Raw genomic sequence first — 23529 nt, forward strand, 5'->3', positions numbered from 1 at the left:
CTTTCACGGTGCCGGGACGATGGTGTCGCCGGTCTCCAGCAGCGACTTGAGGTCGGAGAGGATCCAGGCCCAGCCGCCGCCCGCGTTCTCGTTCGGCGGCGCGTCCAGCCGCTCGTTCGCGCCGCTGACCATCGCGGCGATCGTGGGGGCGCCGGTGACGTCGTGGGTCACGGTCAGCCGGGTGCCGGCGGTCCTGGACTCCTCGATCTCGTAGGTGAGGGTCGTGTAGGGCTCGTCGGCCACGTCCTGCGGCGCCATCAGCAGCTTCCAGGTGAGGACCAGCTTGCGCGGCGGGTCGACCTCCAGCACCTCGCCGTCGACGAGGTCGCCGGTCATCCCGGCATCGATGAACGCCTGCGTCGGCCGCGTGCGGTGCTTGCCGCCGGGCCGCAGGTCGAAGTCGGCCACCCCGGTGTAGCCGTACTTCTGCGTCCACTCGGGCTTGGTGATGGCGTCCCAGATGCGCTCCGGGGACGCCTTGATGTATACGCGGTAGACCTGCACGGTGTTCGTCATGGTTCGTTGCCTTCCAGTTCGTTCTTGAGGTCGAGCAGCGCGGTCACCCGGCGCTCCGTGTACTTGTCGATCCACCGGTCGTGGATCTGGCGGATCGGGACGGGGTTGAGGAAGTGCCGCTTCTCGCGGCCTTCCTTCCGCGCGACGACGAGGCCGGCCTCCTCGAGGAGCTTCAGGTGCTTCATGACGCCGAAGCGGGTCATCTCCACCTGGGTCTCCAGCTCGGTGAGCGTGCGGCCGTCACGCTCGAAGAGCAGGTCGAGCAGGAACCGGCGGGTCGGATCCGCCAGCGCCTTGAACACCAGGTCGTCGTCGGGCACCCCGGAAGAATAGGTGACCAAAAGGTCACATGTCAACGCACGCCAAAGCGGCACTTTCACGTGAAAGTGACCTGGAGGGGGTGCCTCCGGATCACTTTCACGTGAAAGTGCCGCCGTTAGACGATCAGGGAGAGCGGCAGGATCAGCGCGATCGCGACCACCGAGATCAGCGTCTCCATCACCGACCACGTCTTCAGCGTCTGGCCGACCGAGAGCCCGAAGTACTCCTTGACCAGCCAGAACCCGGCGTCGTTGACGTGCGAGAAGAACAGCGAACCGGCGCCGATCGCGAGCACCAGCAACGCGCTGTGCGACGGGTCCATGCCCGCGGCCAGCGGCGCCACGATGCCCGCTGCCGAGACGGTCGCGACCGTGGCCGAGCCCGTCGCCAGCCGGATCGCCACCGCGACCAGCCAGCCGAGCAGCAGCGGCGACAGGTGCGCGTCCTTGGCCAGGCCGGTGATGACGTCGCCGACGCCGGCGTCGACCAGGGTCTGCTTGAACCCCCCACCCGCGCCGACGATCAGGATGATCCCGGCGATCGGGCCGAGCGAGTCACCGACCACAGTGGACAGCCGGGAGCGGCCGAGCCCGGCCGGACGGCCGAGCAGCACCATGCCCACCAGCACCGCCGCGAGCAGCGCGATCAGCGGGTCGCCGACGAAGTCCAGGATCTTGCGGGCCTGGCTGTCCTTGGCCAGCAGGATGTCCGACAGCGCTTTCGCCAGCATGAGCACGACCGGCAGCAGCACGGTCGTCAGCGTGGCGGCGAAGCTCGGGCGCGGCTTGTCGGTGTCCGCCCGCTCCGGGATCAGCCGCTCGGGCGGCTGGGCGTCCGGGACGAGCCGGGCGGCCACCTTGGCGAACAGCGGGCCCGCGATGACCAGCGTGGGGACGCCGACGAGCAGGCCGAACGCCAGCGTGATCCCGACGTTCGCGTTGAGCGCGCCGGCGGCGGCGAGCGGGCCGGGGTGCGGCGGCACGAGCCCGTGCAGGACCGAAAGCCCGGCGACGGCCGGAATGCCCAGCAGCATCAGCGGTTTCCCGGTGCGCTTGGCCGCGAGCAGCACCACCGGGATCAGCATGACCAGGCCGATCTCGAAGAACATCGGCAGCCCGATCAGCGCCGCGACCAGCGCCATCGCCCAGGGCAGCGCGGCGCCGCGGGCCTTGCCGAGCACGGTGTCGACGATCTGGTCGGCGCCGCCGGAGTCGGCCAGCAGCTTGCCGAGCATCGCGCCGAGGGCGATGAGGATGCCGACGGACGCGACCGTGCTGCCGACGCCGGTCGTGAAGCTCTTGAGCAGCTTGTCGACCGGCATCCCGGCGGTCAGGCCGAGCGTGAGCGAACCGAGCACCAGCGACAGGAACGGGTGCAGCTTCACCTGGGTGATCAGCACGACGATGACGGCGATCGCGACGACGGTCGCGGCGATCAGGCGGGTGTCGTGGCCGGTCCAGCCGGCGGCGAGGACGGCGTTCACGCGTGCTCCCGGAAAGCGGTCAGTGCGGCCTCCGTGATCTCTGCCGGAGTGCCGGTGATGGCGAAGATCGCGCCGGGCTCGTCCGGCTGGAGGGGTTCGAGGGTGGCCAGCTGCGAGTCGAGCAGCGACACCGGCATGAAGTGGCCCGAGCGGGTCTGCATGCGCTCGGCCAGCAGCTCGCGCGGGCCGTCGAGGTGAGCGAACCAGACGTCGCCGCCGCTGCGCAGGACGTCGCGGTAGCGGCGCTTGAGCGCGGACGACGTCACGACGCCGCCGGTGGCCTCGTGCTCGCGGATCCAGCCGGCGATGGCTTCGAGCCATGGCGCTCGGTCGGCGTCCGTCAGCGGTGTGCCGGCGGTCATCTTGTCGATGTTGGCCTTCGGATGGAACGTGTCCGCTTCCGCGTACTCGACGTCGAGGGCCGCGGCGAGCGCCGTGCCGATCGTCGTCTTCCCGGAGCCTGACACCCCCATCACCACGATGACGGTCATCCGCACCTCCCACTTCGTTGTGCCCAGGTGAGTGAAACTCAAAAGTACTACTTATTCAAGATGAAGTACTACTTAACCGAATCAGACGTTAGCCTCCGGGGATGGGGACCGACAGGCACGAACAGGTGCTGGACGCGCTGGGCGCGGCGATCGCGAACGGATCGCTGGTGCCGGGCACCGTGCTGCGCTCCGAAGAGCTTCAGGAGCGCTTCGGCGCTTCGCGGACCGTGGCCCGCGAAGTCGTCCGCGTGCTGGAGACGATGCGGCTGACCAGCAGCAAGCGCCGGGTCGGGGTGATCGTCCGGGAGCAGGCGGAGTGGAACCACTACGACCCGCGGCTGATCCGCTGGCAGCTCGACGGCCCGGCCCGGCCGGCGGCGCTGGCCACGCTGAACGAACTGCGGTCGGCGATCGAGCCCTGCGCGGCGCGGTACGCGGCCCTGCGGGCGACACCGGAGGAGCGCGGCAAGCTCGGCGCGCTGGGGGAGCGGCTGGCGCGGACGGCTCGCGCGCGTGACCTCTCGGCGTTCCTCGGGTTCGACATCGCCTTCCACGACCTGCTGCTCACCGCGTCCCGGAACCCGATGTTCGCGCAGCTGTCCGAGGTCGTCGAGGAGGTGCTCACCGGGCGGACCGGGCACGGCCTGATGCCGCCGGAGCCGCAGCCCGAAGCGGTGGCGCTGCACCTGGAGGTGGCCGCCGCGGTGGCCACCGGGGACGCGGACCGGGCCGAGCGGGCGATGCGGGACATCGTCGTCCAGGCCCGGGACGAGATCGCCGCCCTGGTATCGGAGGTCGGCCCCGAGGTCGAGTAGCCTCCCCCGGGAACTGGACTTTCTTTCCGCCAGGGGGCACGGGTGAGCGCGGCGCGCGCGATCGGACTGGTGTTGGGCGTGGTGGCCGACGGCGCCCTCGGCGACCCCCGGCGACGTCCGCCGCTGACGGCGTTCCGCCGTCTCCCGCACCGCTCGGGCGTCCTGGTCGCGACCGCGGCGGTGCTGGGCGGGGTGGCGCTGGAGCGAGCCGGCCGCGGCCGCCCGCTGCTGCAGGCCTCGGCGACGGCGGTGACGACGTGGGCGGTGCTCGGCGCGGCCGGGCTGGCGCTGCAGGGCACCGAGCTGGCGCGCGACCTCGAGGAGTGCCGCTTCGAGCCGGCCCGCTCGACACTGTCCGAACTGGACCCCCGGGTGGCCGACGGCCTCGGCGCGGTCGCCCTGTCCCGCGCGTCGGTGGAGACGCTGGCGGAGAACACGTCCGACGCGGTGGTGGCCCCGCTGGTGTGGGGCGCGCTGGCGGGCGTGCCGGGCCTGCTGGGAGCGCGGGCGGTCAGCCTGCTGCGCCGCGCCAGGGGCGGCCGCCGCGGCCACTGGGCGATCGACCGCCTCGACGAGCTGGTCCACCTGCTCCCCACCCGCGTGGCGGCGGCCTTGACGGTGCTGGCGGCCCCGGTGGTCGGCGGTTCCGCGGGCGGCGCCTGGCGGGCGTGGCGCCGCGACACGATCGCCCACCCGAGCCCGAACGCGGGCCGCGTGGAGGCGGCGTTCGCCGGAGCGCTGGAGATCCGCGTCGGCGGCCGGACGGTGTACCCGCACGGGGTGGCCGAGCTGCCGGTGCTGGGCATCGGCCGCAACCCCGACGCGGGCCACGTGACGCGGGCGGTGGAGCTGTCCCGGGTGGTGGGCTGGCTGGCCGGCGGCACCGCGGTCGTCCTGGCGGTGACGGCGGGACTCGGGCGCCGCTCGAGCTGAGTCAGCCTCGGCGCCGCAGCTGCGCCAGCGCCTCCTCGTCCAGCGGCCCACCGCGCTCGGCCAGCCGCGCCCCGATCCGGGCGCGGTCCTCCTCCGTGCGGTTGCCGCCGAACTTGAACTTCGCCCGGACCCCGGTGACCGTGAACTCGATCCCGCGGATGCCCGGCAGCAACCGCCGGTCCGGCGCCTCGGTCGCGCTCACCGGTGCCCGGGCTCCGTCCGGCTCGAAGTGGCGCAGCTGCTTGTCCAGCAGTTCCGCCTTGGCCGCCGCGTCGTCGACCAGCCGGACGTCCCCTTCGAGCTGCACCGTCGCGTAGTAGGACGTGGGTACGCCGTGCGCGGGGTCCGTGGCCGTGTTCCAGTCCGCCCGGATGTACGTGTAGTCGCCGACCACCGCCAGCAGCGCCCGCGGGTGCTCCTCGAGCAGCGGCCAGATCGGGTTCGGGCGGGCCAGGTGCGTGACGATCGTGCGGTCGCCGTCGAAGGCGAAGTGCGCCGGGGTCACCACCGGCAGGTCACGGCCGGTGCCGCCGGCGATCAGCTGGCCGAAGTCGTGCCCGGACAGCCACTCACGCCACTCCTGGTCCGAAGCGGCGGCGTCCCACGGGTGGATCAACATGCCCCGAGTATCGGCACGGCAAGTGGCCTCACCCCAGGGCCAGTTCCGGCCTATTTCTGATGGCCACTTTCGGCCAGCTCGTCTTCCGCGAGGATCTCCGCGACGGACTTCCGGCGCGCAGGGCCGGAGGACGCATCCAGCGCCCCGCCCGGCTTCAGCTCGCGGACCGTGAAGTACAGCCAGCCGAGCAGCGCCATCGCCCCGAACGCGATCCACTGCAGCGCGTACGACAGGAACGGCCCCGAGTCCGTCTGCGGCAGCGGCAACGCGCCGAGCACGCCGGGCTGGCCGAGGTCGAGCTGGAAGTAGCCGGGCCGGATGTCGAGCCGGCCCGCCCGCGCCACGACCCGGGAGTCGACGACGTAGCTCTGCAGCTGCCCGCCGGTCGAGGCGTCGGCGAACGCGTCCCGGTTCTTCGGGTCGGTCTCGTCCGCGCGCACCCGCGCGGTGACCTGCACGGTCCCGGCAGGCGGCGGGGCGAACGGCAGCGCGGCCGACTTGCTGTCCAGCCCGACGTAGCCGCGGTCGATCAGCACGACCGTGCCGTCGGTGGTGCGCAGCGGCGTCAGCACCTCGAAGGCGCCTTCGCCCTGGACCGTCCGCAGCCGGGCGACGACTTCCTTGTCCGGCAGGTACTGGCCGGTGATCGAGACGAGGTGCCACTCGGTGTGCCGGTCGGGCACGCTCCCCGGCGGCAGCAGCTGCGTCAGCGGCACCGGCGCCGCGGTGAACGACGCCGCCAGCGCGGCGTTCTGCTGCTCGCGCTCGGTGTTGCGGCCGAACTGCCACGGCGAGAGCAGCGTGAAGCAGCAGATGGCGAAGGTGAACACCACCGCCGTCAGAGCCAGCCACCCGGGCCGGAGCAGGAACCGCAACCGCACCCCACCACGGTAAGCCGTCCCCCGTCCGGACCGCCCGCCGACTCCCGCCACCGGTGACCTCTACCCGCGCGAACGCACCCAATCCAGCAAACCGGGCACCGCGCGCTCGACCATGCCGAGGACGTCTTCGAAGCCCTCGTCGCCGCCGTAGTACGGGTCCGGGACCTCGGCGCCCTCGGGTGCCGACGGGTCGAACGACCGCAGCAGCCGCACCTTCGCCGGGTCGGTCACCCGGGCGCGCAGGAACTCCGCGTGCTCGGAGTCGGCCGCCAGCAGGAGGTCGGCGGCCAGGTCGTCGTCCGACACCTCGGACGCGACGTGCGCGGTCGGGTAACCGTGCGCCTTCAGCGTCGCCCGGGCGCGCTTGTCGGCTGGCTCCCCGGCGTGCCACGGGCCGGTGCCCGCGCTCGTCACCCGGACGGCGTCGGCGAGACCGGCGTCGCCGAGCCGGGCGCGGAACACGAGCTCGGCCATCGGGGAGCGGCAGATGTTGCCGGAGCAGACGAAGACGATGTGCGTCACGTCCCGAGCGTACTTGTGCCGAGCGTGACCGATCCGGCTGCCGCCACGGCCAAATGACTCCGTGGCAACGGTTACGTGCCGCGTGGGCGCGGCCTGCTTCCGGCCGGATGGGTAACCGGCGGGTTCACCCGGTCACCCGCCCGCTCGGCGGTATCCGGGGCCCGCGCCGGGCACTTAGCGTCGATCGGGCGAGGACGCGAACCGGAAGGAGAGCGATCATGCACGGGTGCTGCTCGAAGTGCACCGGCCAGGGCTGCGGCTGCTGCGGCAACTGCAACTGACCGGACCCGGCGCCCACGGCGGCCTGTGCCGCCGGGGCGCCCCCAATCCACCGGACTGGTCACCGCGGGCGCGCGTGGCGGAGAGCCGCCGTCACCGTGACGAGCCAGGACCGAAGGCGCACGGCCCGGGAAGCTGCATGCGAAAATCACCGCGTGCCCGCCCTTTCCGAAGTCATCTCCGTGCTGGAACAGGCTTACCCGCCCGCGCTCGCCGAGTCGTGGGACGCCGTGGGCCTCGTCTGCGGCGACCCCGCCGACCCCGCCGGCCGCGTGCTGTTCTGCGTCGACCCGGTCGCCGAGACCGTCGACGAGGCCGTCGAACTCGGGGCCCAGCTGATCGTGTCCCACCACCCGCTGCTGCTGCGCGGCGTCCACGGCGTGCCCGCCGACACCGCCAAGGGCGCGCTGGTGCACCGGATGATCCGCGCCGGCATCGCCCTCTACTGCGCGCACACCAACGCCGACTCCGCCGACCCCGGCGTCTCCGACGCGCTCGCCACGGCGATCGGGCTGCGCGTGACCGGCCCGCTGGAACCGAACGCCGACGGCGTCACCGGCATCGGCCGCATCGGCGAACTGCCCGCGCCCGAGCCGTTCGCGGCGTTCGTCCAGCGCGTCGCCGACGCCCTGCCCGCGACCGTGCCCGGCGTGCTCGGGGCGGGCGACGCCGGCCGCCCGATCCGCACCGTCGCCGTGTCCGGCGGTGCCGGGGACTCCTACCTGAAGCAGGCCACCGCGGCCGGTGTCGACGCCTTCGTCACCGCCGACCTGCGGCATCACCCCGCCGGCGAGCACCTCGCGAACCCGGGTGCGGTGCCCGCGCTGGTCGGGCTGACCCACTGGGCCAGCGAATGGCCGTGGTGCGGGCAAGCCTCGGCGGTCGTGGCGCGGGCCTTTGCGGGTAACGTCGACGTTCACGTCTCCACGCGGTGCACCGACCCGTGGAACGTCCGCGCCGAGCGCACATCGATTTAGAGGAGCACCGTGAAGGCCGAACCCGCCGTGCAGCGCCAGTTGCTCGAGCTCGCCAAGGTGGACGCCGAGCTCTCGCGCACCGCGCACCGCCGTCGCACCCTGCCCGAGCTGGCCGAGATCGACGCGGGGGAGAAGACCGTCCGCGACCGCCGTGACGCGCTCGTGTCGGTGGAGACCGCCGCCTCCGACCTCGACCGCGAGATCGCCCGGCAGGAGAAGGAGATCGAGTCGGTGCGCGCCCGCGAGGACCGCGACCGCAAGCTCCTGGCCGGCGGGTCGGTCAACTCCAAGCAGATGACCGACATCGAGCACGAGCTGCAGTCGCTCGAACGCCGCCAGAGCGCCCTCGAGGACGACCTGCTGGAACTGATGGAGCAGCGCGAGGCCCTCGGCCTGGACGCCCAGCGCACCGGCGCCGAAGTCGATAAGGCCCAGGCCGAGGTCGCCGCGGCGATCGGCCGCCGCGACGAAATCTTCAAGGATCTCGACACCACTCTCGCGCGCCGCGAAGAAGACCGGGTGAAGCTGCTGCCGCGTTTCCCGGAGCCGCTGCTCAAGCTGTACGAGCGGGTCCGCGCGCACAAGGGCATCGGAGCCGCGCTCCTGCGCGCCCGCCGCTGCGGCGCCTGCCAGCTGGAGCTCGACCGCAACACCGTCAACGAGATCAAGGCCGCGCCGGAGGACGACGTCATCCAGTGCGAGAACTGCGGCGCGATCCTGGTCCGGACCTTGGAGTCGGGTCTGTGACTTCGCACGGTGTTTCCGGGGGTGCAACCCCCGCGCCCCGCCCGAGGGGCTCCGCCCCCACGGACCCCCCGAAGGACGTCGTGGTCGAAGCCGACGGCGGTTCCCGGGGCAACCCCGGCCCGGCCGGCTACGGCGCGGTGGTCCGCGACAGCGACGGCCAGGTCCTCGCCGAGCGCAAGGAAAGCCTCGGCGTCGTCACGAACAACGTCGCCGAGTACAACGGCCTGATCGCCGGGCTGGCCGCCGCGGCGGAGCTCGGCGCGTCCACTGTGGACGTCCGGATGGACTCGAAGCTCGTGGTCGAGCAGATGTCCGGGCGCTGGAAGATCAAGCACCCGGACATGCAGCCGCTGGCCGAGCGGGCCAAGGTGCTGGCCGCCGGGTTCACCCGCGTCAAGTACGAGTGGATCCCGCGCGCGCAGAACGCCCACGCGGACCGCCTGGCCAACGAAGCCATGGACGCGGCGACCGGCAAGCCCGCCGCCGGCCGCCCCGGCGCCGCCGCGAAGACCGCGGCCGCCGCGAAGACCGGCACCGCCGGCGAGCCCGGCAGCCCACCGAAGCTGCCGACCCGGCGCCCGGACCGCGCGGCGGTGGCCTGGACCGGCGCCCGCGGCACCCCGACCCGGCTGCTCCTGCTGCGCCACGGTCAGACGGAGATGTCGGCGCTGCGCCGCTACTCCGGCCGCGGCGACGTCCCGCTGACCGAACTGGGCCGCACCCAGGCCGCGGCGGCGGCGAAGCGGCTGGCCGCGACCGACGGGCTGGTCGTCGACGGCGAGGCCGTCCCGATCATCTCCTCGCCGCTGACCCGCACCAAGCAGACCGCGCAGGCCGTCGCCGACGCGCTCGGCGGCCGGGTCGAGACCCACCCCGGGCTCATCGAGACCGACTTCGGGGAGTGGGAAGGCCTCACGTTCGCCGAAGCGGCCGAGCGCGACCCGGAGCTGCACCGCTCCTGGCTGGGCGACAGCTCGGTGCCGCCGCCCGGCGGAGAGAGCTTCGACGTCGTGCACCGGCGCGTCCGCAAGGCCCGCGACGAGCTGATCGCCGAGCACGGTGGCCGGACGTTGGTGCTGGTCAGCCACGTGACGCCGATCAAGACCCTGCTCCGGATGGGCCTCGACGCCGGACCCCAGCTGCTGTTCCGGCTGCACCTCGATCTGGCGTCCCTGTCGATCGTCGAGTTCTACCCGGACGGGAACGCCTCGGTCCGGTTGGCCAACGACACCTCGCACCTGGCCTGACCGGCACCGAGCTGATGCACGAAATGTGGGGTGGATCACGCTCGACCCCGAGGCCTGGCCGACCCCGGATGGGGTATTGGCTACAGTGTCTCGACCGCGTCGCCGCGGTGGCGGGTCCGGCCTCCGGACTCAGTCAGGGGGCGCCAGCTCGCGCGTATCCCACCGGCAGAAGCCTGCGGGCGGAACAGTGACGAGGACATGACGGCTAGCGCACTCACCGAGACCTCCCCGAGCGACGTCCCCGAGGACCCGGGCGCCGCCACGGGCCCGCGCGGCTGGGGCGCCCGGCTGGCGCCGGTGCTGGCCGTGCTCGCCGGCGTCGCGGCGGTCGCCGTCCACGCCGCCCGCTACGGCCACTGGATCGTCGACGACGCCGCCATCACCTTCTCCTACGCCCGCAGCTTCGCCGACGGCCTCGGCCCGGTGCTGCAGCCGGGCGCGCCGCCGGTCGAGGGCTTCTCCGACCCGACGTGGATGGTGCTGCTCGGCCTCGGCAAGCTCGCCGGTCTGTTCGACCGCGGCGAGATCTTCGGGATCCCCGACTACGTGCTGTTCCCCAAGGCGCTGGGCCTCCTGTTCACCGGCGGCATCCTGACGGCCTGCTACATCGCGGCGAAGCAGATCTTCACCCGCTTCGCGTGGCTGGCGACGCTGATCGCCGGCCTCACCCTGGCGACCATCCCGTCGTTCGTCATCTGGGTCGTGTCCGGCCTGGAAAACTCGCTGTTCGCGTTCGCGGTCGTCACGCTGGGCGTGACGCTGTTCGTCTCGGTGAAGCGGGACGTGCTGCTGACGCCGAAGGTGGCGCTCTGGGCCGGGGTCATGGTGGCGTTCGCCGCGCTGACCCGGCCGGAAGGCCTGATCTACGCGGGCGCGTACCCGCTCGCGGCGCTGGTGCTGCTGCGGTCCGGGCTGTTCTGGAAGAGCTTCCGCTTCGCGCTGCTGTCGGTGGCGGCGTTCGCGGTGCCGTTCGGCGCGTACGTCGTCTGGCGGCACGCGGAGTTCGGGCGGCTGCTGGCCAACCCTTCGGTGGCGAAGCAGCAGGGCCTGCCCGGGTTCGACGCCGTGAAGCGGCCGTTCGAGCTGGTGGGCTACGCGGGCTGGGCCGGGGTGGTCGTCCTCGCGCTGGTGATCGTGTTCGCGCTGGTCAAGGCGCCGTGGCGGCGTCCGCTGAGCGCGCTGCTGGTGCCGCTGGGGCTCGGGATCGTGGCGTACGGCGTGATGGTCACCGACTGGATGTACCAGCACCGGTTCGCCAGCCCGATCTGGCCGCTGGCCGTGATCGCGGGCACGCTTTCCGCCGGTGAGCTGCTGCGCCACCGGCGGGCGTTGCTGCGCGTCGGCGTGGTCGTGGTCCTGGCCGGGGCGTTCGTCCCGTCGGCCATCGGCTTCGCTTCGGCCGCGGACAAGTTCGCGAACAACCCGAACATCACGGCGTGCCTGGTCGCCGACCGCTTCGGCCGCGGCTTCAACACCTACGCCGACATCCTCGGCCTGCAGAAGGCGTCGCTGCTGCTGCCCGACCTCGGCGGCTCGTCGATGACCAGCAGGCTCGAGCTGGTCGACATGGCCGGCCTGGTGAACAAGCCGATCGCCGACCTGGTGCACGACGACGACCGGCAGGGCCTGCGCAACTACGTGTTCGACACGGTGAAGCCGACGTTCATCCACTCGTGGGGCCCGTGGGCGGCGGGCAACGGCATCGCGCTCGACCCGCGCCTCGACCGCGACTACGTGCTGATCTACAGCTCCCCGATCGAAGGCCTGCGCAACGGCGACTGGGTCCGCCGCGATGCGGTCACCGACCCGGCGAAGCTGAAGGCGGCCCAGGAGTACGCGGCGAAGACGATCCCGGCGGTGGCCGCGGACCGCTTCGGCGGCCCGCTGGACGACTGCGGCCCGACGATGAAGCCGGGCCAAACCATCACAATGCCCAGCTGAAGCCCGTAACTCGCGTGATCACCGCCGTAACTCGCGTGATTGAGCCCGTGACTCACGAGTTCCGCCCCCAATCACGCGAAACCCGGCCCTAATCACGCGAGTTACGGCTTGGATCACGTGAGTTCCGGCTTGGATCACGATGCCCAGCTGAGGCCCAGCCACAGGGCGACGGTTGCCGCGGCCAGGCACAGGGGTGTTGTGATCGCTCCGAGGGTGTGGAACGTCCGGGCCGAGGGGGGCGCGGGGAGCGTCCGGCGCCACAGCAGGGTCGCCAGCGAGCCGAGGTAGGTCGCGTTCGGGCCGATGTTGACGCCCAGCAGCACCGCCAGCAGCACCCCCGGCGCCGGGTGCGGCCCCAGCACCGACAGCAGGATCAGCGTCGCCGGGAGGTTGTTGACCAGGTTGGCCAGCAGCGCCGCCACCCCGGCCGCCACCAGCAGGTCGACCAGGCTCGTCGACGCCGGCAGGACGTCCCGGAGCAGGCCGCCGAGGACGTGCTCGGACACCGCCTCGACCACCACGGCCAGCCCCAGCACGAACAGGCACAGCTGCGGTGCCGCCTCGGTGACCAGCTGCCACGGCCGGATCTTGCCCCGCGCCAGCGCGCGCACGCCGAGGACCAGCGCCGCCAGCGCCGCGATCCAGACCGGCTCGACGTGCCCGAGCTGCCCCACCGCGAACCCGGCGAGCGTCAGGCCGAGGATGACGAGGGCGAACGTCGGCGTCTCGAGGTGCTGCCGCGGTTCCGGGGTCTCGCGCGGCCGCAGGTCCGCGGCGAAGAACCGCAGGAACACCACCAGTTCGACGCCCAGCGTGACCAGCCACGGCAACGTCATCAGCGCGGTGAACCCGGCGAAGGTCAGCCCCGACGCGGCGAAGGCCAGGAGGTTCGTCAGGTTGGACACCGGCAGCAGCGTCGACGCCGAGTTGGCCAGGTGCGCGCACGCGTAGACATGCGGGCGCGCGGGGAGCTCCAGGCTGGTCGCCGTCGCGAGGACCACCGGAGTGAGCAGCACGACGGTGGCGTCCAGGCTGAGGATCGCGGTGACGCCGGCCGCGGCGGCGAAGGTCAGCACCAGCAGCCGCCGCGGCCGGCCGTGGCACGCCTCGGCGAGCCGGTTGCCGAGCCAGGCGAACACGCCGTCCACACTGACCAAAAAGGACAAAAGGAGGATCGCGGCCAGGAAGCCCAGCGTCGGCAGGATCTCGACGGCCCGGTGCCCGGCCGCGGCGGGCCGCACCAGGCCGAGCAGCAGCGCGAGCCCCGCGGCCGGCACCGCGGCCACGGCTTCCGGCCAGCCCCGCGGCCGGACGATCGCGAAGACGAGCACGCCGGCCAGCAGTACCAGGCTTCCCGCGCCTGCCCAGAAGTTCACCGGCTCACGCTAATCGACGGCCCGGCAACCCCGCGCGCCGACCGACGGGGGCGCCCCCCGAATCTCACGCTACCGGAAGGCACCGACAAAATCGGCGGCCCCGGCCCCGGCCCCGGCCCCGGCCCCGGCGCGGATGCCTGCCCGGCCACAATTCTTTCGAGTCCGAAGTGGACTTACCGGCCTGCGCCACAGCCGACCGGACCCCTTCGACCGCTTGGACGTTCGCTACCGCGTAACCGCTGACCTCGGCGACCGACACGGCCCGGGTACGGCAACGACACGGAACGGGTCAGCGACCGTCCACGCGGTGGGAGGACTTCGCCAGCGCACCACCGAGTTCCGCGCGCCCGGGGATGCCGAGCTTGCGGTACGCGCCCGACAGGTGCAGCTCCACCGTTCGCCGCGTGAGGTGCAGCGCCGTTGCGATCTCGCGGTTGGTCAGGCCCTGCGCGGCCATCACGGCGATGCGGTTTTCCTGCCGTGTCAGGCCGTGCTCGTTGTCCTTGGCCGGGGTCAGCGCGCGCCGCGACGAACGCAGCTCCTCCGCCGCGCGCCGGGCCAGCGGACGCGCCCCGCACTGCTCGCTCAGCTCGACCGCCTGCCGCAGCGTCTCGATGGCCTTTTCGGACTGGCCGTGCCGCGCCTGCAGCGTGCCGAGCTCGGTCAGCGCCGTCGCCAGCTGCAGCCGGGACGGCGACTGCCGCAGCGTCGCGATCGCCTTCTGCAGGGCCCGATCGGCTTCGTCGTCCTCCCGGACGAGCCCGAGCGTCGTGAGCGCCGTGCCCAGCGGCCGCGGCGCACCCCAGCGCGCGGCGGCGTTGATGTCCTCTTCGGCCAGCCGGGCCGCGTCGTCGGTCTGACCGAGAGCCAGCGCGGCGCGCGCGGCGTGCGCGCGCCAGGGCACGAACCCGGGGAACCGCATGCCGTGGTGCGCCAGCCGCCGCCCGCAGCTGAGCAGGTCCTCGAACCCGAAGCGCGTGTACCCGGTCGCGACGCGCAGGCGGCCCCGCGCGTACAGCAGGTAGGTGTGGGTGAACAGGCCCTGGCTGGCGACGAAGTCCATCCGGTCCAGCAGCGACGTCGCCGCCTCGAACCGGCCCAGGTCCACCCAGCACTCGACGAGCTTCGCCGCGCACAGCACGCCGACCGGGCAGGTCGTCGTCCCGCCGCGCTCGTCGAACCGGCGCAGCAGCGACTCGAAGTGCACGCTGGCCCGCTGCAGGTCGCCGCTGGTCTGCAGCGCGATCCCGCGGGCCAGGGTGGGCAGCGCGCCGTGCGGCACGTGCACGTCCCACGGCTCGCGCTCGACGTCGAGGACCCGGCAGAGGCGGTCGACGTGGGCCGGCTCGTCCGCGAGCACCGCGGTGGCCAGGGTGAAGAAGTAGTGCTGCTCGAACAGCTCGCCGCCGTCGCCGGTCACCTCCCGGGGGGGCCCGGAGGCGGGGTCCCCGGCCGAAGACAACGCGTCCGCGAAGTGGCCGACGGCGTCCTGAGCCGACTCGCCGCTGCGGACGGCGTCCAGCGCCAGCAGGGCCGAGCGGCTCCGCTGGGCCGCCGGGTCGGTCAGCGGCGCCCACTGCTCCTCGAAGTCGCGGAACTCCGGGGGCGGCCCGAGCCTGCTGCCGGCTTCGGCGAGGTAGGTCATGCACAGCAGCGGCCACACGGCGTCCGGGCCGCCGGCGTCGAGGCGCGCCGCGATCTGGCCCGCCGCGCTGATCCCGAGCCGGGCGTCCTGGCCGCCGCAGAGCGACAGCAGCATCGCGGTGGCGATGTACGCGGCGGTCTCGCGGTTGCCGACGGTGTCGACGGCTTCCCGCACCCGCTTCGCCGCGCCCGGCGGGTCGAACTGGAACTCCGCGTGCGCGAGCTGCAGCAGCACGGCCATCCGGCGCCCGGACGTGAGCCGTTCCTCCAGCGCCCGCCGCAGGTGCCGGGCGGCCAGCTCGGCCCGCCCGGAGAACACGGCGTCGCGCGCGCTCAGCCGCAGCACGTCCACGGCCCACGGGATCCGGATCGACGTCGCTTCCAGCAGGTGGGCGGCCACGCGCTCGGGCGGCGCCCCCGCCTCCGTCAGCAGCTTCGCCGCCCGGGAGTGGTTGACCGCCCGCGTGGTCTGCGGCATGTCCTTGAGCAGGGAGTTGCGGGCGAACGAATAGGTCAGCGTCGGGTGGCTGCTGTTGTGGAGCACGTGCAGCCGGACCATCGTGTCGACCGCCTGCAGCGCGTCGAGCTCGTCGACGCCGGCCAGCTTGGCCAGCAGGTCGAAGCCGGCGTCCTCGCCGAGGATCGCCGCCGCGTGCAGGATGGCCGGCGCGTGCGGGAACTCCTGCATCCGCATGTGGAGGACCTGCCCGATCAGCGACGAGCCGAGTTCGTGCGGGTCCGCGCCGGGCAGCAGCCGCGGCCGCAGCGCCTGCAGCAGGAACGGGTTGCCGCCGGTGGCCTCGCGGCAGGCGGAGGCGAGCTCGCCGGGGGCGAGCCCGAGGATCTCCGCCGCGGCCGCGTCGCCGAGGCCGTTCAGCGTGATCGAGGCGGGCGTGCAGCCCGCCATGTCCAGCAGCGCGACCTCGCGGTGCGGGGGGTGCCCGGTCAGGGACGTCAGGACGATCAGCACCGGCAGGTCGAGCACGCGGTTGCGGATGTAGGCCAGGCACCGCATGGACCAGGCGTCCGCGAGGTGGACGTTGTCGATGCCGAGGAACAGCGGACCCCGCTCGGTCGCGTCGCGGACGATCCGGAAGAAGAGGTCGAGCGCTTCGCTCTCGCCGGACGGCCCGCACAGCTCGGTGACGGGCGGCCCTGCGGTACCCGGTTCCTGGAGCGCGTCGGCCAGCTGGCGGACGACCCCACCCGGCAGGTGGCTCTCCAGCCGCGACCCGGTGGCGACCGCGACGGTGAAGCCCGCGTCCCTGGCCAGCGCCGCGAGGGTCCGCAGGGTGGCGCTCTTGCCCATGCCGAACTCGCCGACCAGCACCGCGCTGGCGGCCGTGCCGCCCAGTGCGACCGGGAAGAGACCGGTCAGGCGGCCGAGTTCGGGTTCGCGGCCGGGGAGCCGCGGGGCGGGACGCTTCGGTACCGAAGCCCCGCTGACGGGGTGCTCGGGATTTACTTCGGTATCCACCGTAAGGACTTTCATGTTGGGTTGGGGCAGACTACTCGAAACCGGCCGGCCACGGGAGACACCGCGGCGCACGACCGGTACCGGCACCGACCTGACCAGGGGAGACGATGGACGCAGCAGCTGCGAACCGGATCTTCCCGACGACCGGCCGGGCCGCGCAGATGGCCGTCACGGCCACGCTGAGCGCGACCAGCAGGAGCGGGCCGGCGACCGGCCCCAGCCGCGCCCCCGATCCGGCCGACTTCCGGTCCCCGGCCGCACCGTCGCCCGGAGGCAGGTAGCCCAGCCGGACCGCCTCGGCCAGCGCGCCGGCCACCGGGGTGAACCCGGCGACCCGGCCCCGGCAGCGGGCGCAGCCCAGCAGGTGGGCCTCGAACTCTTCCGGATCGTCGTGGACGCCGAGCCCGTAGGCCGCAGCGTCCCCGTGCCGCCCCCGCCTCATCGGATCGTCACTTCCCCGAGCGCCTTCCGCAATTGCCGCATCGCCGTGTACAACCGCGATTTAACGGTTCCTTCCGGAATTCCAAGAATTTCTGCTGCCTGCCGAACGGTGTTTCCGGCGAGATACGTCTCATAGATCACCGACTGATATTTCGCGTCCAGTTCCCGCAATGCTCCGGTAATCGTTAGCGCGGCTAACGAGCTGTCGGCGCGGTCGGTGGACTCGGCGTTTTCCGGGATCTCCAGGGCGACCTCCTGCGGGCGGACGCGGCGATTCCTCCAGCCGTCGATGACGATCCGCCGGGCCACCGTGAGCAGCCATCCGCGCAGCATTCCGGGCTCGCGTTCGAGCGTGTCGGAGTGCTGCCACGCGCGGATCATGGTCTCCTGCACCACGTCTTCGGTCCACTGCCGGTCGTGGTTGGTCAGGGCCAGTACCTGCGCAAATAGGGTGGCGCGGAAGTCCTTGTAGAGCAACGGGACGAGGTCGTCCACCGCGGTGGGGCCGGTGTCGATCGCCGTGGCGGACGAGGCGTAGCCGAGGTGGCCGCGACCTTCTCTGTCCCGTGTTTCCATAAAGCTCGCAACCTCACCTGACTGGCGGACCGAGGGGTCATCGGAGCGTAGCGCAAAATTACTTAATAGGCCATATGCATTAGTTTCGACACTCAATTCGACGAGTGTTCGACGATGGCCGCCGCGGCAGGGGTCACAATGTGTCTTGTGATACACGTCACAGTCACTAAAAGGTGACGGAGAGAACCGGATCACGCGTTCTCCTCGTACCAGGAGATGAGGGACTCCTGCCGAAGGGACAACGGGGATGCTGCTCCGATTCGTGGCGCTGCTGGCCGCCGCGACCGCGCTCGTGCTGGGCTCTGCCGTCCCGGCGTCGGCCGGGGAGCTGCAGCAGACCGACCGCACCCTGCTGACCCGGCTCAAGCAGCACACGCTGTGGGCCGTGCCGTCCAGCAGGCTCGCCGTCGAACGGGCCACCAACCGGCGCGTGCGTGCCGTCGCCGTCCGCATCGCCGACGACGAGGCCCGCCTCGACGTCGCCCTGCGCGCGGTCGCCGACCGGCTCGCCGTCACCCTGCCGGGGGAGCCCACGGACCAGGAGCGCACCTGGGCGGGCGAAATCTCGGCCGGCTCCGGCGACGCGTTCGACCACGCCTACGTCAACCGCCTCCGCGCCGAGTACGGCACCCTCTTCGGCCTCGCCTCCGACGTCCGCGCGGGCACCCGCGACGACGACGTCCGCGCGTTCGCCCAGACCGCCGTCGACACCTCGCTCGGGCACCTGACGCTCCTGGAGAGCACCGGGCTCGCCGAGACCACGTCCCTGCTCGTCTCCGCCACCGAGGACGACACCCTCGGCGGCGGCGCCATCGCCCTCGGGGCCGTTTTCGTGGCCCTCGCCGCCGTCGCCACGTTCGGCCTGCTCCGCCTGCTCGGAACCCCCGGCAGGACCTCGCCGCGCACCCGGAGGTAAGCCGCCTCATGTCCCTGTCCGCCGCGCTGGTCCCGGTGTCGCCGCACGACACCGGGATCGTCGAGGCCGCCGCCCTGTCCGGCCGCCTCACCTACCTCTGCATGTGCCTGACGCTGTGCTGGGGCGTCCTCGCCGCCACCGGCTGGGTCCGCCGGTTCAGCGGCCAGGACGCCATCCGCACCGGGCACGTCCTGCTCGCCGCGTCCACCCTCGCGCTCGGCACCGTGCACGGGCTGACCTTCCTCTTCCTCGAAGACGACCCCTTCGGCGTCGCCGACCTGCTCCTCCCCTTCTACGACGGCACCCCGCGGCACGCGCTGGGCATCGCCGGCCTCGAACTCGTGGTCGCCGTGTCCGTGACCGCGGGCCTGCGCCGCGGGGCCGGCGAAGGCCGCTGGCTCCGCTTCCACCAGGCCGGCTACCTCGCCATCGGCCTGCTCGCCGTGCACGCCTGGCTCGGTGCCGTGTCGAGCGGGCACCTCGCCGTCGTCTGGCTCGCCGGCCTCACGCTGCTCGTCCCGCCAGTGCTGCTGTCGGTCCTGCGCGTGCTGCCCGCGGCAGTGCTTGCTCGCGCCGGGCTGGTCGCGCCGCCCCCGCCCCCGCACGCGGAACCCGGCCCGGAACCGGCCACCGTGCGCGTCGACGTCGACAGCCACCGCTGCCACGCCTACGGGGTCTGCCAGTCCGAAGCACCCCAGGTCTTCCAGCTCGGCCAGGACGGGCACCTCGAGTACGAGAAGCGCCCGGGTGCCCAGCTGGTCCCCGGCGTCCAGGCCGCCGCCCGCGCCTGCCCCATGAGAGCCATCCACCTGTTGGGAGCCACCCGATGAGCGAACGCATCGTCATCGCCGGAGCCGGCCTCGCCGGTCTGCGTGCCGCCGAACGGCTGCGCGAACTCGGGTTCGACGGCGAAGTCGTCGTCCTCGGCGCCGAACCCGACATCGCCTACCACCGCCCGGCGCTGTCCAAGCAGCTGCTCACCGGCGCGGTCAGCCGCGCCGACACCCTGCTCGCCGACCCCCTCGAAGTCGACGCCGAATGGCGGTTCGGCACCGCGGTCACCGGGGTCTCGCCGAACCGGCAGGTGGTCCACCTCCGTGACGAGGAACTCCACTACGACGGCCTGATCATCGCCACCGGCGTCGAACCCCGCCGGATGCCCGGCGCGCCCCACGGCCACCCCCGCGTGGTCGTCGTCCGGACCCTCGCCGACACGATCGCCCTCCAGCGCGCCCTCGCCACGAACCCCGGCCCGGTCGCCGTCATCGGCGACGGCTTCATCGGCTGCGAAGTCGCCTCCAGCCTCCGCGAGATGAACCGCGAGGTCGTCCTCTTCGGACGCTCGAGGGCCCTCCTCGCCGACGTCCTCGGCCCCGACATCGGCGACTGGCTCACGGCGCTCCACACCGCCCGCGGCGTCCGCCTCGAGCTCGGCACCACCATCCGCCGCTGGCGCCCCGCGCCCACCCGCGTCGGCCTGGAGTTCACCGACGGCCGCGCCCTCGACGTCGCCTGCGTCGTCGTCGCGGTGGGCAGCGTTCCCGCCGTGTCGTGGCTGCGCGGCGCCAAGCTCCCGCTGGACGACGGCGTCGTCTGCGGACCCACCTGCCACGTGGTCGGCTCGTCGACGATCGTCGCCGCGGGCGACGTCGCCCGCTGGCCCAACCTCCGCTTCGGCCCCACGCCGCACCGCGACGAGCACTGGCTGAACGCCGTCGAGATGAGCCGCGCCGCCGCCGAGAACCTCCTCACCGGGCCGCAGGGCGCGCCGGCCTACACCCCGGTGCCGCGCTACTGGTCCGAACAGCACGGCGTCCGCATCCAGGTCGCCGGCCGCCCCGGCCTCGCCACCGACACCGTCCTCCTCGAATCGCCGGTCCCCGGCACCCGGCCGATCACCGGCTTCGTCCGCCAGGGCCGGCTCGTCGGCCTGATCGGCCTCGACAGCCCCGCCGCGGTCCTGCACTGGACCGCCGAACTCGCCCGCCAGCACGCGGTGGCCGCCGAGGCCCCGCCCGACGTCCGCCCCCGCCACCACAGCGGGGCGGTGGCCGGGTACTGAGCTACCATCCAGCCTGCGGACGAGCTGGCAGGGCGGTCGCGAGCCGGGGTGACCCGGCTCGAGGAAAGTCCGGACTCCGCAGGGCAGGGTGGTTGCTAACGGCAACCCGGGGTGACCCGCGGGAAAGTGCCACAGAAAACAGACCGCCACGGTCCGTGTGCTTCACGAGGACCGGGGTAAGGGTGAAACGGTGGTGTAAGAGACCACCAGCGTCCCGGGCGACCGGGACGGCTAGGTAAACCCCACCCGGAGCAAGGCCAAGAGGGAGCTCACGAGCTCCTGCGCAGGCGCTCGAGGACGGCCCGTCCGAGCCTGCGGGTAGGCCGCTGGAGCCTGCCGGCGACGGCAGGCCGAGATGGATGGCCGCCGCCCCGGAAGCCGCAAGGCGACCGGGGAACAGGATCCGGCTTACATGCCGGCTCGTCCGCCTCCCGCGCTCGTGAGTGGTAATGAGGGTTCTAACCCGACCTACCACTCACGAGCGCGCGTCGGGGTTGGCCCGGCGCGAGTGGTTCCGCTGCACGGTTACCCGGTAGTAGGGTACGGCCATGGCGGGCGACGAGAAGCGGTTCAAGGCGGCCTTCGATTCCCTGCACGCCTTGGCGTACTTCGCGCCCGAGGTCGATGCCGCGCTCACCGGCATCGGGCTGCGACCGGGGCGGATGCCGTACTTCGCCGGCCGGTCCGCGGCCATGGGTGCCGTCGGCCCGGAGGTCGTCGCGGCCACCTTCTACAACTTCAACCCCGAGGTCGTCGCCCGCGTGCTCCCGCGCGCCTGGACGCTGGCGACCCCCGCCCAGGTCCTGCAAGCGCGGCTCGACGGGGTGGACAAGGCGCTGACCCGCCTGCTCGGCGACCACGTGAAGAGCGACGAGGTCGCCGAGGCCGCCGAACTCGCGCGCGAGGCCGCTGCCGGCTGCACCGGCGAAGGACGTCCCCTCTACGCCGCGCACGCGGGGCTCGACTGGCCGGGGGAGCCGCACCTCGCCCTCTGGCACGCCGTCACCCTGATCCGCGAGTACCGCGGCGACGGCCACATCGCCGCGCTGGTCCTGAACGGCTTGAGCGGCATCGAAGCCCTGGTCACCCACGTGGCCACCGGACGCGGGTTCGTCGCCGGCGCCGCCAAGCTCACCCGCGGCTGGAGCGACGAGCAGTGGGCGGCCGCCGAAGCCGGGCTGACCGGCCGCGGGATCCTCGACGCCGACGGCGGGCTCACCGAAGCGGGTGCCGCGCTCCGCGACCGCGTCGAGATCGCCACCGAAGCCGCCGCGCAGGGGCCGTGGCAGCACCTCGGAGCCGAGCGGACCGCCCGGCTCGAGGAGCTGGGGCGCGGGCTCAGCCGCCGGGTCGTCGAAGCCGGCGCCTTCCCGGACGGCGTCTTCACCCGCGGCCGGGCCTGACCGTGCAAGATCACGCTATGTAGTGAAGAACGGGTGAGGTGCTGAGCGCCCCGTGACGGACAGCACGGGCGGACAAGATCGATATGGGCGCCGACCGGCTGAGGCTTGTAACAGAACGGACTCGCGCGACGCCGCCGTTCGTGTCATGTCACACTGGTTCAGGCCGCACAACGGCCAGAGTGCCAGTACCCACAGTGAGCAAATCCCGGGCATTGGGGTGAGTTCGTCAGCACACTGAGAAGTATGGGTGGCCGGGGTTCAACCCGAGGGCCCTTGCCGCGATGATGGTGGGCGTGGAGATTTCGTGTGCCCTGCGCACCACACCGGTTGACGAGCCAGCCGGTCTCTACGCTGTGCACTTTGACCACTACCCCTTGTAGCCCCCATGATGTTGTTCGAAGCACTGCCTGAGCCAGAGCCGCGCAGCCCCCACCGCGCACCGGGAGTATCACGATGATGACCTTGACCACCCTCGACACGCTGGCCGCCGGCGAACTGGGCACGGGAAACGTGCGCCAGTGGCTGCTCGACAACGTCATCCCCTTGGTGCTGCTGGCCGTCGCGCTCCTGCTCCTGTGGCTGGGCGGCGGCAAGGGCGACAACGCCGGTGTCATGCGGCGGCTCGCCGGCGTGGTCATCGCGCTCGCCATCATCGGTCTCGCGGTCAGCGGCGCGGGCGTGAACGTGGGCCAGTGGATCGCCGGCCTGTTCACCGGCTGAGGCGGGGGCCGCGTGCGCATCAGGACCGATGACGAGGTTTACCGGGTCGACGCCGTCTGGCTCGGCCCCCCCAAAGCGACTTTTCCCTGGCGAGCCCGGTACGTCGCGTGGCTCATCGGCATCCCGACGTTCTTCGTCGTGCTCGGCGTCGAACGCTGGGCCGGGTGGAGCTTCGGGTTCTTCTCGACGGCGTGGGGCTTCATCGCCACCATCGCGATCACGCGGCTGCTGACGGCCAAGATCAGCCACGAGCGCCCCCTGGGCACCGTCGTCTCGATGGCCGGGCGCGAGCTCAACACCCCCCGGGAGCGGACCACGGGCACGGGCGGCGCGGTCAGCGCCAGCCGCGTCCGGGTGCGGGCCGAGCGCCCGCTGCCGAAGCACCGCCGCAGGCGGCAGTACCAGCACCACGGCGGGCCGCCGGTGGTGGCGCCGTCGACGTCCTCACCACCGCCAACGACGGCGGCGCTGCGCGCCGCCGTGCCGGTCCACCAGGGAACACCACGAGCGCGCCGGAGCCGCAGCAGTGCGGCTCGGGCCGGGAGGTAGTCGTTGTTCGGTCGCGGCGGTAGCCGAGGAAAACGGGGTCGGGACACCCACTCGGGCGCATGGCAACCGCCCGAGCAGGTCCGCGCGTCGCGGAACGGCTCGGGGAACAAGGCGCGCCTGCCCGGTGAGCAGGCGATTCCCGCGTATACCCCGTCGATCGCGGTGCGAAGCATCGACGGGCACCTGGTCCGCACCGGCGTCGAGGTCTACGCCTGGTACCGGCTGGCGCCGCAGCGCTGGTCGTTCCGCTCGGACTCGCAGCGGCGCGACCTGATCGCGGCCATCGCCGGGCAGTACGCCGAGCTGCAGGGCCGCTGGCTGCACCTGCGCGTGACGAACCGGCCGTACCCGATCCGGATGTGGGCCGAGGCGCACGTCTACAACGCGCACGGCCGCCCGCCGGACGTCCCGGGCGCGCTGTCGTTCGACGACTACCTGATCGGCGAGCAGCAGCAGTTGATGGGCCGCTCGATGGCCGAAAAAGAGGTCTACCTGGGTGTCCAGGTGCAGACCCGCCGGATGGTCGACCGCGCGGTCGAGCGGGCCGCGCCGGTGCTGCGCAAGATCCTGCCCGAAGCCGTCGACGCCGAGCT

Annotated in this window: 23 protein-coding genes, 1 other RNA gene and 1 pseudogene; 14 read left to right on the top strand and 11 right to left on the bottom strand. The window is 72.6% G+C overall.

Features of this window, described 5'->3' with window-relative positions:
• Positions 1-3 precede the first annotated feature (3 nt).
• From AB0F15_RS17675 to AB0F15_RS17690, 4 genes are all read right to left on the bottom strand, one after another.
• Positions 4-516 carry an SRPBCC domain-containing protein gene (locus AB0F15_RS17675; RefSeq protein ID WP_360271085.1) on the bottom strand — a complete coding sequence of 171 codons (513 nt, stop codon included), beginning with the start codon at positions 514-516 and terminating at the stop codon, positions 4-6.
• Positions 513-836, bottom strand: a complete 324-nt coding sequence (locus AB0F15_RS17680) for a metalloregulator ArsR/SmtB family transcription factor (RefSeq protein ID WP_360271087.1) — start codon at positions 834-836, stop codon at positions 513-515. The genes AB0F15_RS17675 and AB0F15_RS17680 overlap by 4 nt, the downstream gene beginning before the upstream one ends.
• Positions 837-952: 116 nt before the next feature.
• Entirely contained in the window at positions 953-2320 is a 1368-nt protein-coding gene (locus AB0F15_RS17685) for a gluconate:H+ symporter (protein WP_360271089.1), read from the bottom strand.
• A complete protein-coding gene (locus AB0F15_RS17690; RefSeq protein ID WP_360271091.1) occupies positions 2317-2811 on the bottom strand; it encodes a gluconokinase in 495 nt (164 codons plus the stop codon). Before AB0F15_RS17690 ends, AB0F15_RS17685 begins: the two co-directional genes overlap by 4 nt.
• A gap of 101 nt (positions 2812-2912) precedes the next feature.
• Here AB0F15_RS17690 and AB0F15_RS17695 point away from each other — a divergent pair, with 101 nt between their 5' ends.
• Together AB0F15_RS17695 and AB0F15_RS17700 are read left to right on the top strand one after the other, a co-directional pair.
• Positions 2913-3626, top strand: coding sequence for a FadR/GntR family transcriptional regulator (locus AB0F15_RS17695; protein WP_360271093.1), 714 nt, complete (start codon positions 2913-2915; stop codon positions 3624-3626).
• A 42-nt stretch (positions 3627-3668) separates the two neighbouring features.
• Positions 3669-4559, top strand: a complete 891-nt coding sequence (locus AB0F15_RS17700) for a cobalamin biosynthesis protein (RefSeq protein ID WP_360271095.1) — start codon at positions 3669-3671, stop codon at positions 4557-4559.
• Between the two features lies 1 nt (position 4560).
• Here the strand turns inward: AB0F15_RS17700 and AB0F15_RS17705 are convergent, their stop codons facing one another.
• From AB0F15_RS17705 to AB0F15_RS17715, 3 genes are read right to left on the bottom strand one after another with little or no spacing between them, the layout of a single operon-like run.
• Positions 4561-5178, bottom strand: a complete 618-nt coding sequence (locus tag AB0F15_RS17705; protein WP_360271096.1) for an FMN-binding negative transcriptional regulator — start codon at positions 5176-5178, stop codon at positions 4561-4563.
• Between the two features lie 50 nt (positions 5179-5228).
• Entirely contained in the window at positions 5229-6059 is an 831-nt protein-coding gene (locus AB0F15_RS17710; RefSeq protein ID WP_360271098.1) for an SURF1 family cytochrome oxidase biogenesis protein, read from the bottom strand.
• A gap of 60 nt (positions 6060-6119) precedes the next feature.
• Positions 6120-6581: a low molecular weight protein-tyrosine-phosphatase gene (locus AB0F15_RS17715; protein WP_360271100.1), complete on the bottom strand. Its 462-nt coding sequence runs from the start codon at positions 6579-6581 to the stop codon at positions 6120-6122.
• Positions 6582-7015: 434 nt separating this feature from the next.
• Between AB0F15_RS17715 and AB0F15_RS17720 the strand changes: the two genes are divergently transcribed.
• The 4 genes from AB0F15_RS17720 (at position 7016) to AB0F15_RS17735 (ending at position 11772) form a co-directional block, all read left to right on the top strand.
• A complete protein-coding gene (locus AB0F15_RS17720; protein WP_360271101.1) occupies positions 7016-7837 on the top strand; it encodes a Nif3-like dinuclear metal center hexameric protein in 822 nt (273 codons plus the stop codon).
• Between the two features lie 9 nt (positions 7838-7846).
• The gene (locus AB0F15_RS17725; RefSeq protein WP_360271103.1) at positions 7847-8584 is read left to right on the top strand and encodes a C4-type zinc ribbon domain-containing protein; all 738 of its coding nucleotides are present in this window, start codon (positions 7847-7849) and stop codon (positions 8582-8584) included.
• 80 nt (positions 8585-8664) lie between these two features.
• Positions 8665-9831, top strand: coding sequence for a bifunctional RNase H/acid phosphatase (locus AB0F15_RS17730; RefSeq protein WP_360271105.1), 1167 nt, complete (start codon positions 8665-8667; stop codon positions 9829-9831).
• 198 nt (positions 9832-10029) lie between these two features.
• Positions 10030-11772, top strand: a complete 1743-nt coding sequence (locus AB0F15_RS17735) for a hypothetical protein (RefSeq protein ID WP_360271107.1) — start codon at positions 10030-10032, stop codon at positions 11770-11772.
• 134 nt (positions 11773-11906) lie between these two features.
• Here AB0F15_RS17735 and AB0F15_RS17740 read toward each other — a convergent pair whose 3' ends face one another.
• The 4 genes from AB0F15_RS17740 to AB0F15_RS17755 all read right to left on the bottom strand — a co-directional run bounded on the left by AB0F15_RS17740 (position 11907) and on the right by AB0F15_RS17755 (position 17286).
• Positions 11907-13148, bottom strand: a complete 1242-nt coding sequence (locus tag AB0F15_RS17740) for an SLC13 family permease (protein WP_360271108.1) — start codon at positions 13146-13148, stop codon at positions 11907-11909.
• A gap of 289 nt (positions 13149-13437) precedes the next feature.
• Entirely contained in the window at positions 13438-16269 is a 2832-nt protein-coding gene (locus AB0F15_RS17745; RefSeq protein WP_360271110.1) for an AAA family ATPase, read from the bottom strand.
• 31 nt (positions 16270-16300) lie between these two features.
• The gene (locus tag AB0F15_RS17750; RefSeq protein ID WP_360271112.1) at positions 16301-16711 is read right to left on the bottom strand and encodes a hypothetical protein; all 411 of its coding nucleotides are present in this window, start codon (positions 16709-16711) and stop codon (positions 16301-16303) included.
• On the bottom strand, positions 16708-17286 hold the full coding sequence (locus AB0F15_RS17755; protein ID WP_360271114.1) for a sigma-70 family RNA polymerase sigma factor: 579 nt from the start codon (positions 17284-17286) through the stop codon (positions 16708-16710). The genes AB0F15_RS17750 and AB0F15_RS17755 overlap by 4 nt, the downstream gene beginning before the upstream one ends.
• A gap of 247 nt (positions 17287-17533) precedes the next feature.
• Between AB0F15_RS17755 and AB0F15_RS17760 the strand changes: the two genes are divergently transcribed.
• The 8 genes and pseudogenes from AB0F15_RS17760 to AB0F15_RS17795 form a co-directional block, all read left to right on the top strand.
• A complete protein-coding gene (locus tag AB0F15_RS17760) occupies positions 17534-18202 on the top strand; it encodes a DUF4142 domain-containing protein (RefSeq protein ID WP_360271115.1) in 669 nt (222 codons plus the stop codon).
• A gap of 8 nt (positions 18203-18210) precedes the next feature.
• On the top strand, positions 18211-19032 hold the full coding sequence (locus AB0F15_RS17765; RefSeq protein ID WP_360271117.1) for a ferredoxin: 822 nt from the start codon (positions 18211-18213) through the stop codon (positions 19030-19032).
• A complete protein-coding gene (locus AB0F15_RS17770; RefSeq protein WP_360271119.1) occupies positions 19029-20264 on the top strand; it encodes an FAD/NAD(P)-binding oxidoreductase in 1236 nt (411 codons plus the stop codon). Before AB0F15_RS17765 ends, AB0F15_RS17770 begins: the two co-directional genes overlap by 4 nt.
• Positions 20265-20284: 20 nt before the next feature.
• An RNA gene (rnpB, locus tag AB0F15_RS17775) (RNase P RNA component class A) lies at positions 20285-20691 on the top strand.
• A gap of 121 nt (positions 20692-20812) precedes the next feature.
• Positions 20813-21667, top strand: coding sequence for a hypothetical protein (locus AB0F15_RS17780; RefSeq protein ID WP_360271120.1), 855 nt, complete (start codon positions 20813-20815; stop codon positions 21665-21667).
• Between the two features lie 453 nt (positions 21668-22120).
• Complete coding sequence (locus AB0F15_RS17785) at positions 22121-22387, top strand: hypothetical protein (RefSeq protein ID WP_004562703.1); 267 nt, start codon at positions 22121-22123, stop codon at positions 22385-22387.
• Positions 22388-22399: 12 nt separating this feature from the next.
• The gene (locus AB0F15_RS17790) at positions 22400-22936 is read left to right on the top strand and encodes a hypothetical protein (RefSeq protein WP_360271122.1); all 537 of its coding nucleotides are present in this window, start codon (positions 22400-22402) and stop codon (positions 22934-22936) included.
• A gap of 3 nt (positions 22937-22939) precedes the next feature.
• A pseudogene (locus tag AB0F15_RS17795) lies at positions 22940-23529 on the top strand (ATPase); the annotation flags it as partial.

The organism is Amycolatopsis sp. NPDC026612 (assembly GCF_040638285.1).
GTDB lineage: Bacteria > Actinomycetota > Actinomycetes > Mycobacteriales > Pseudonocardiaceae > Amycolatopsis.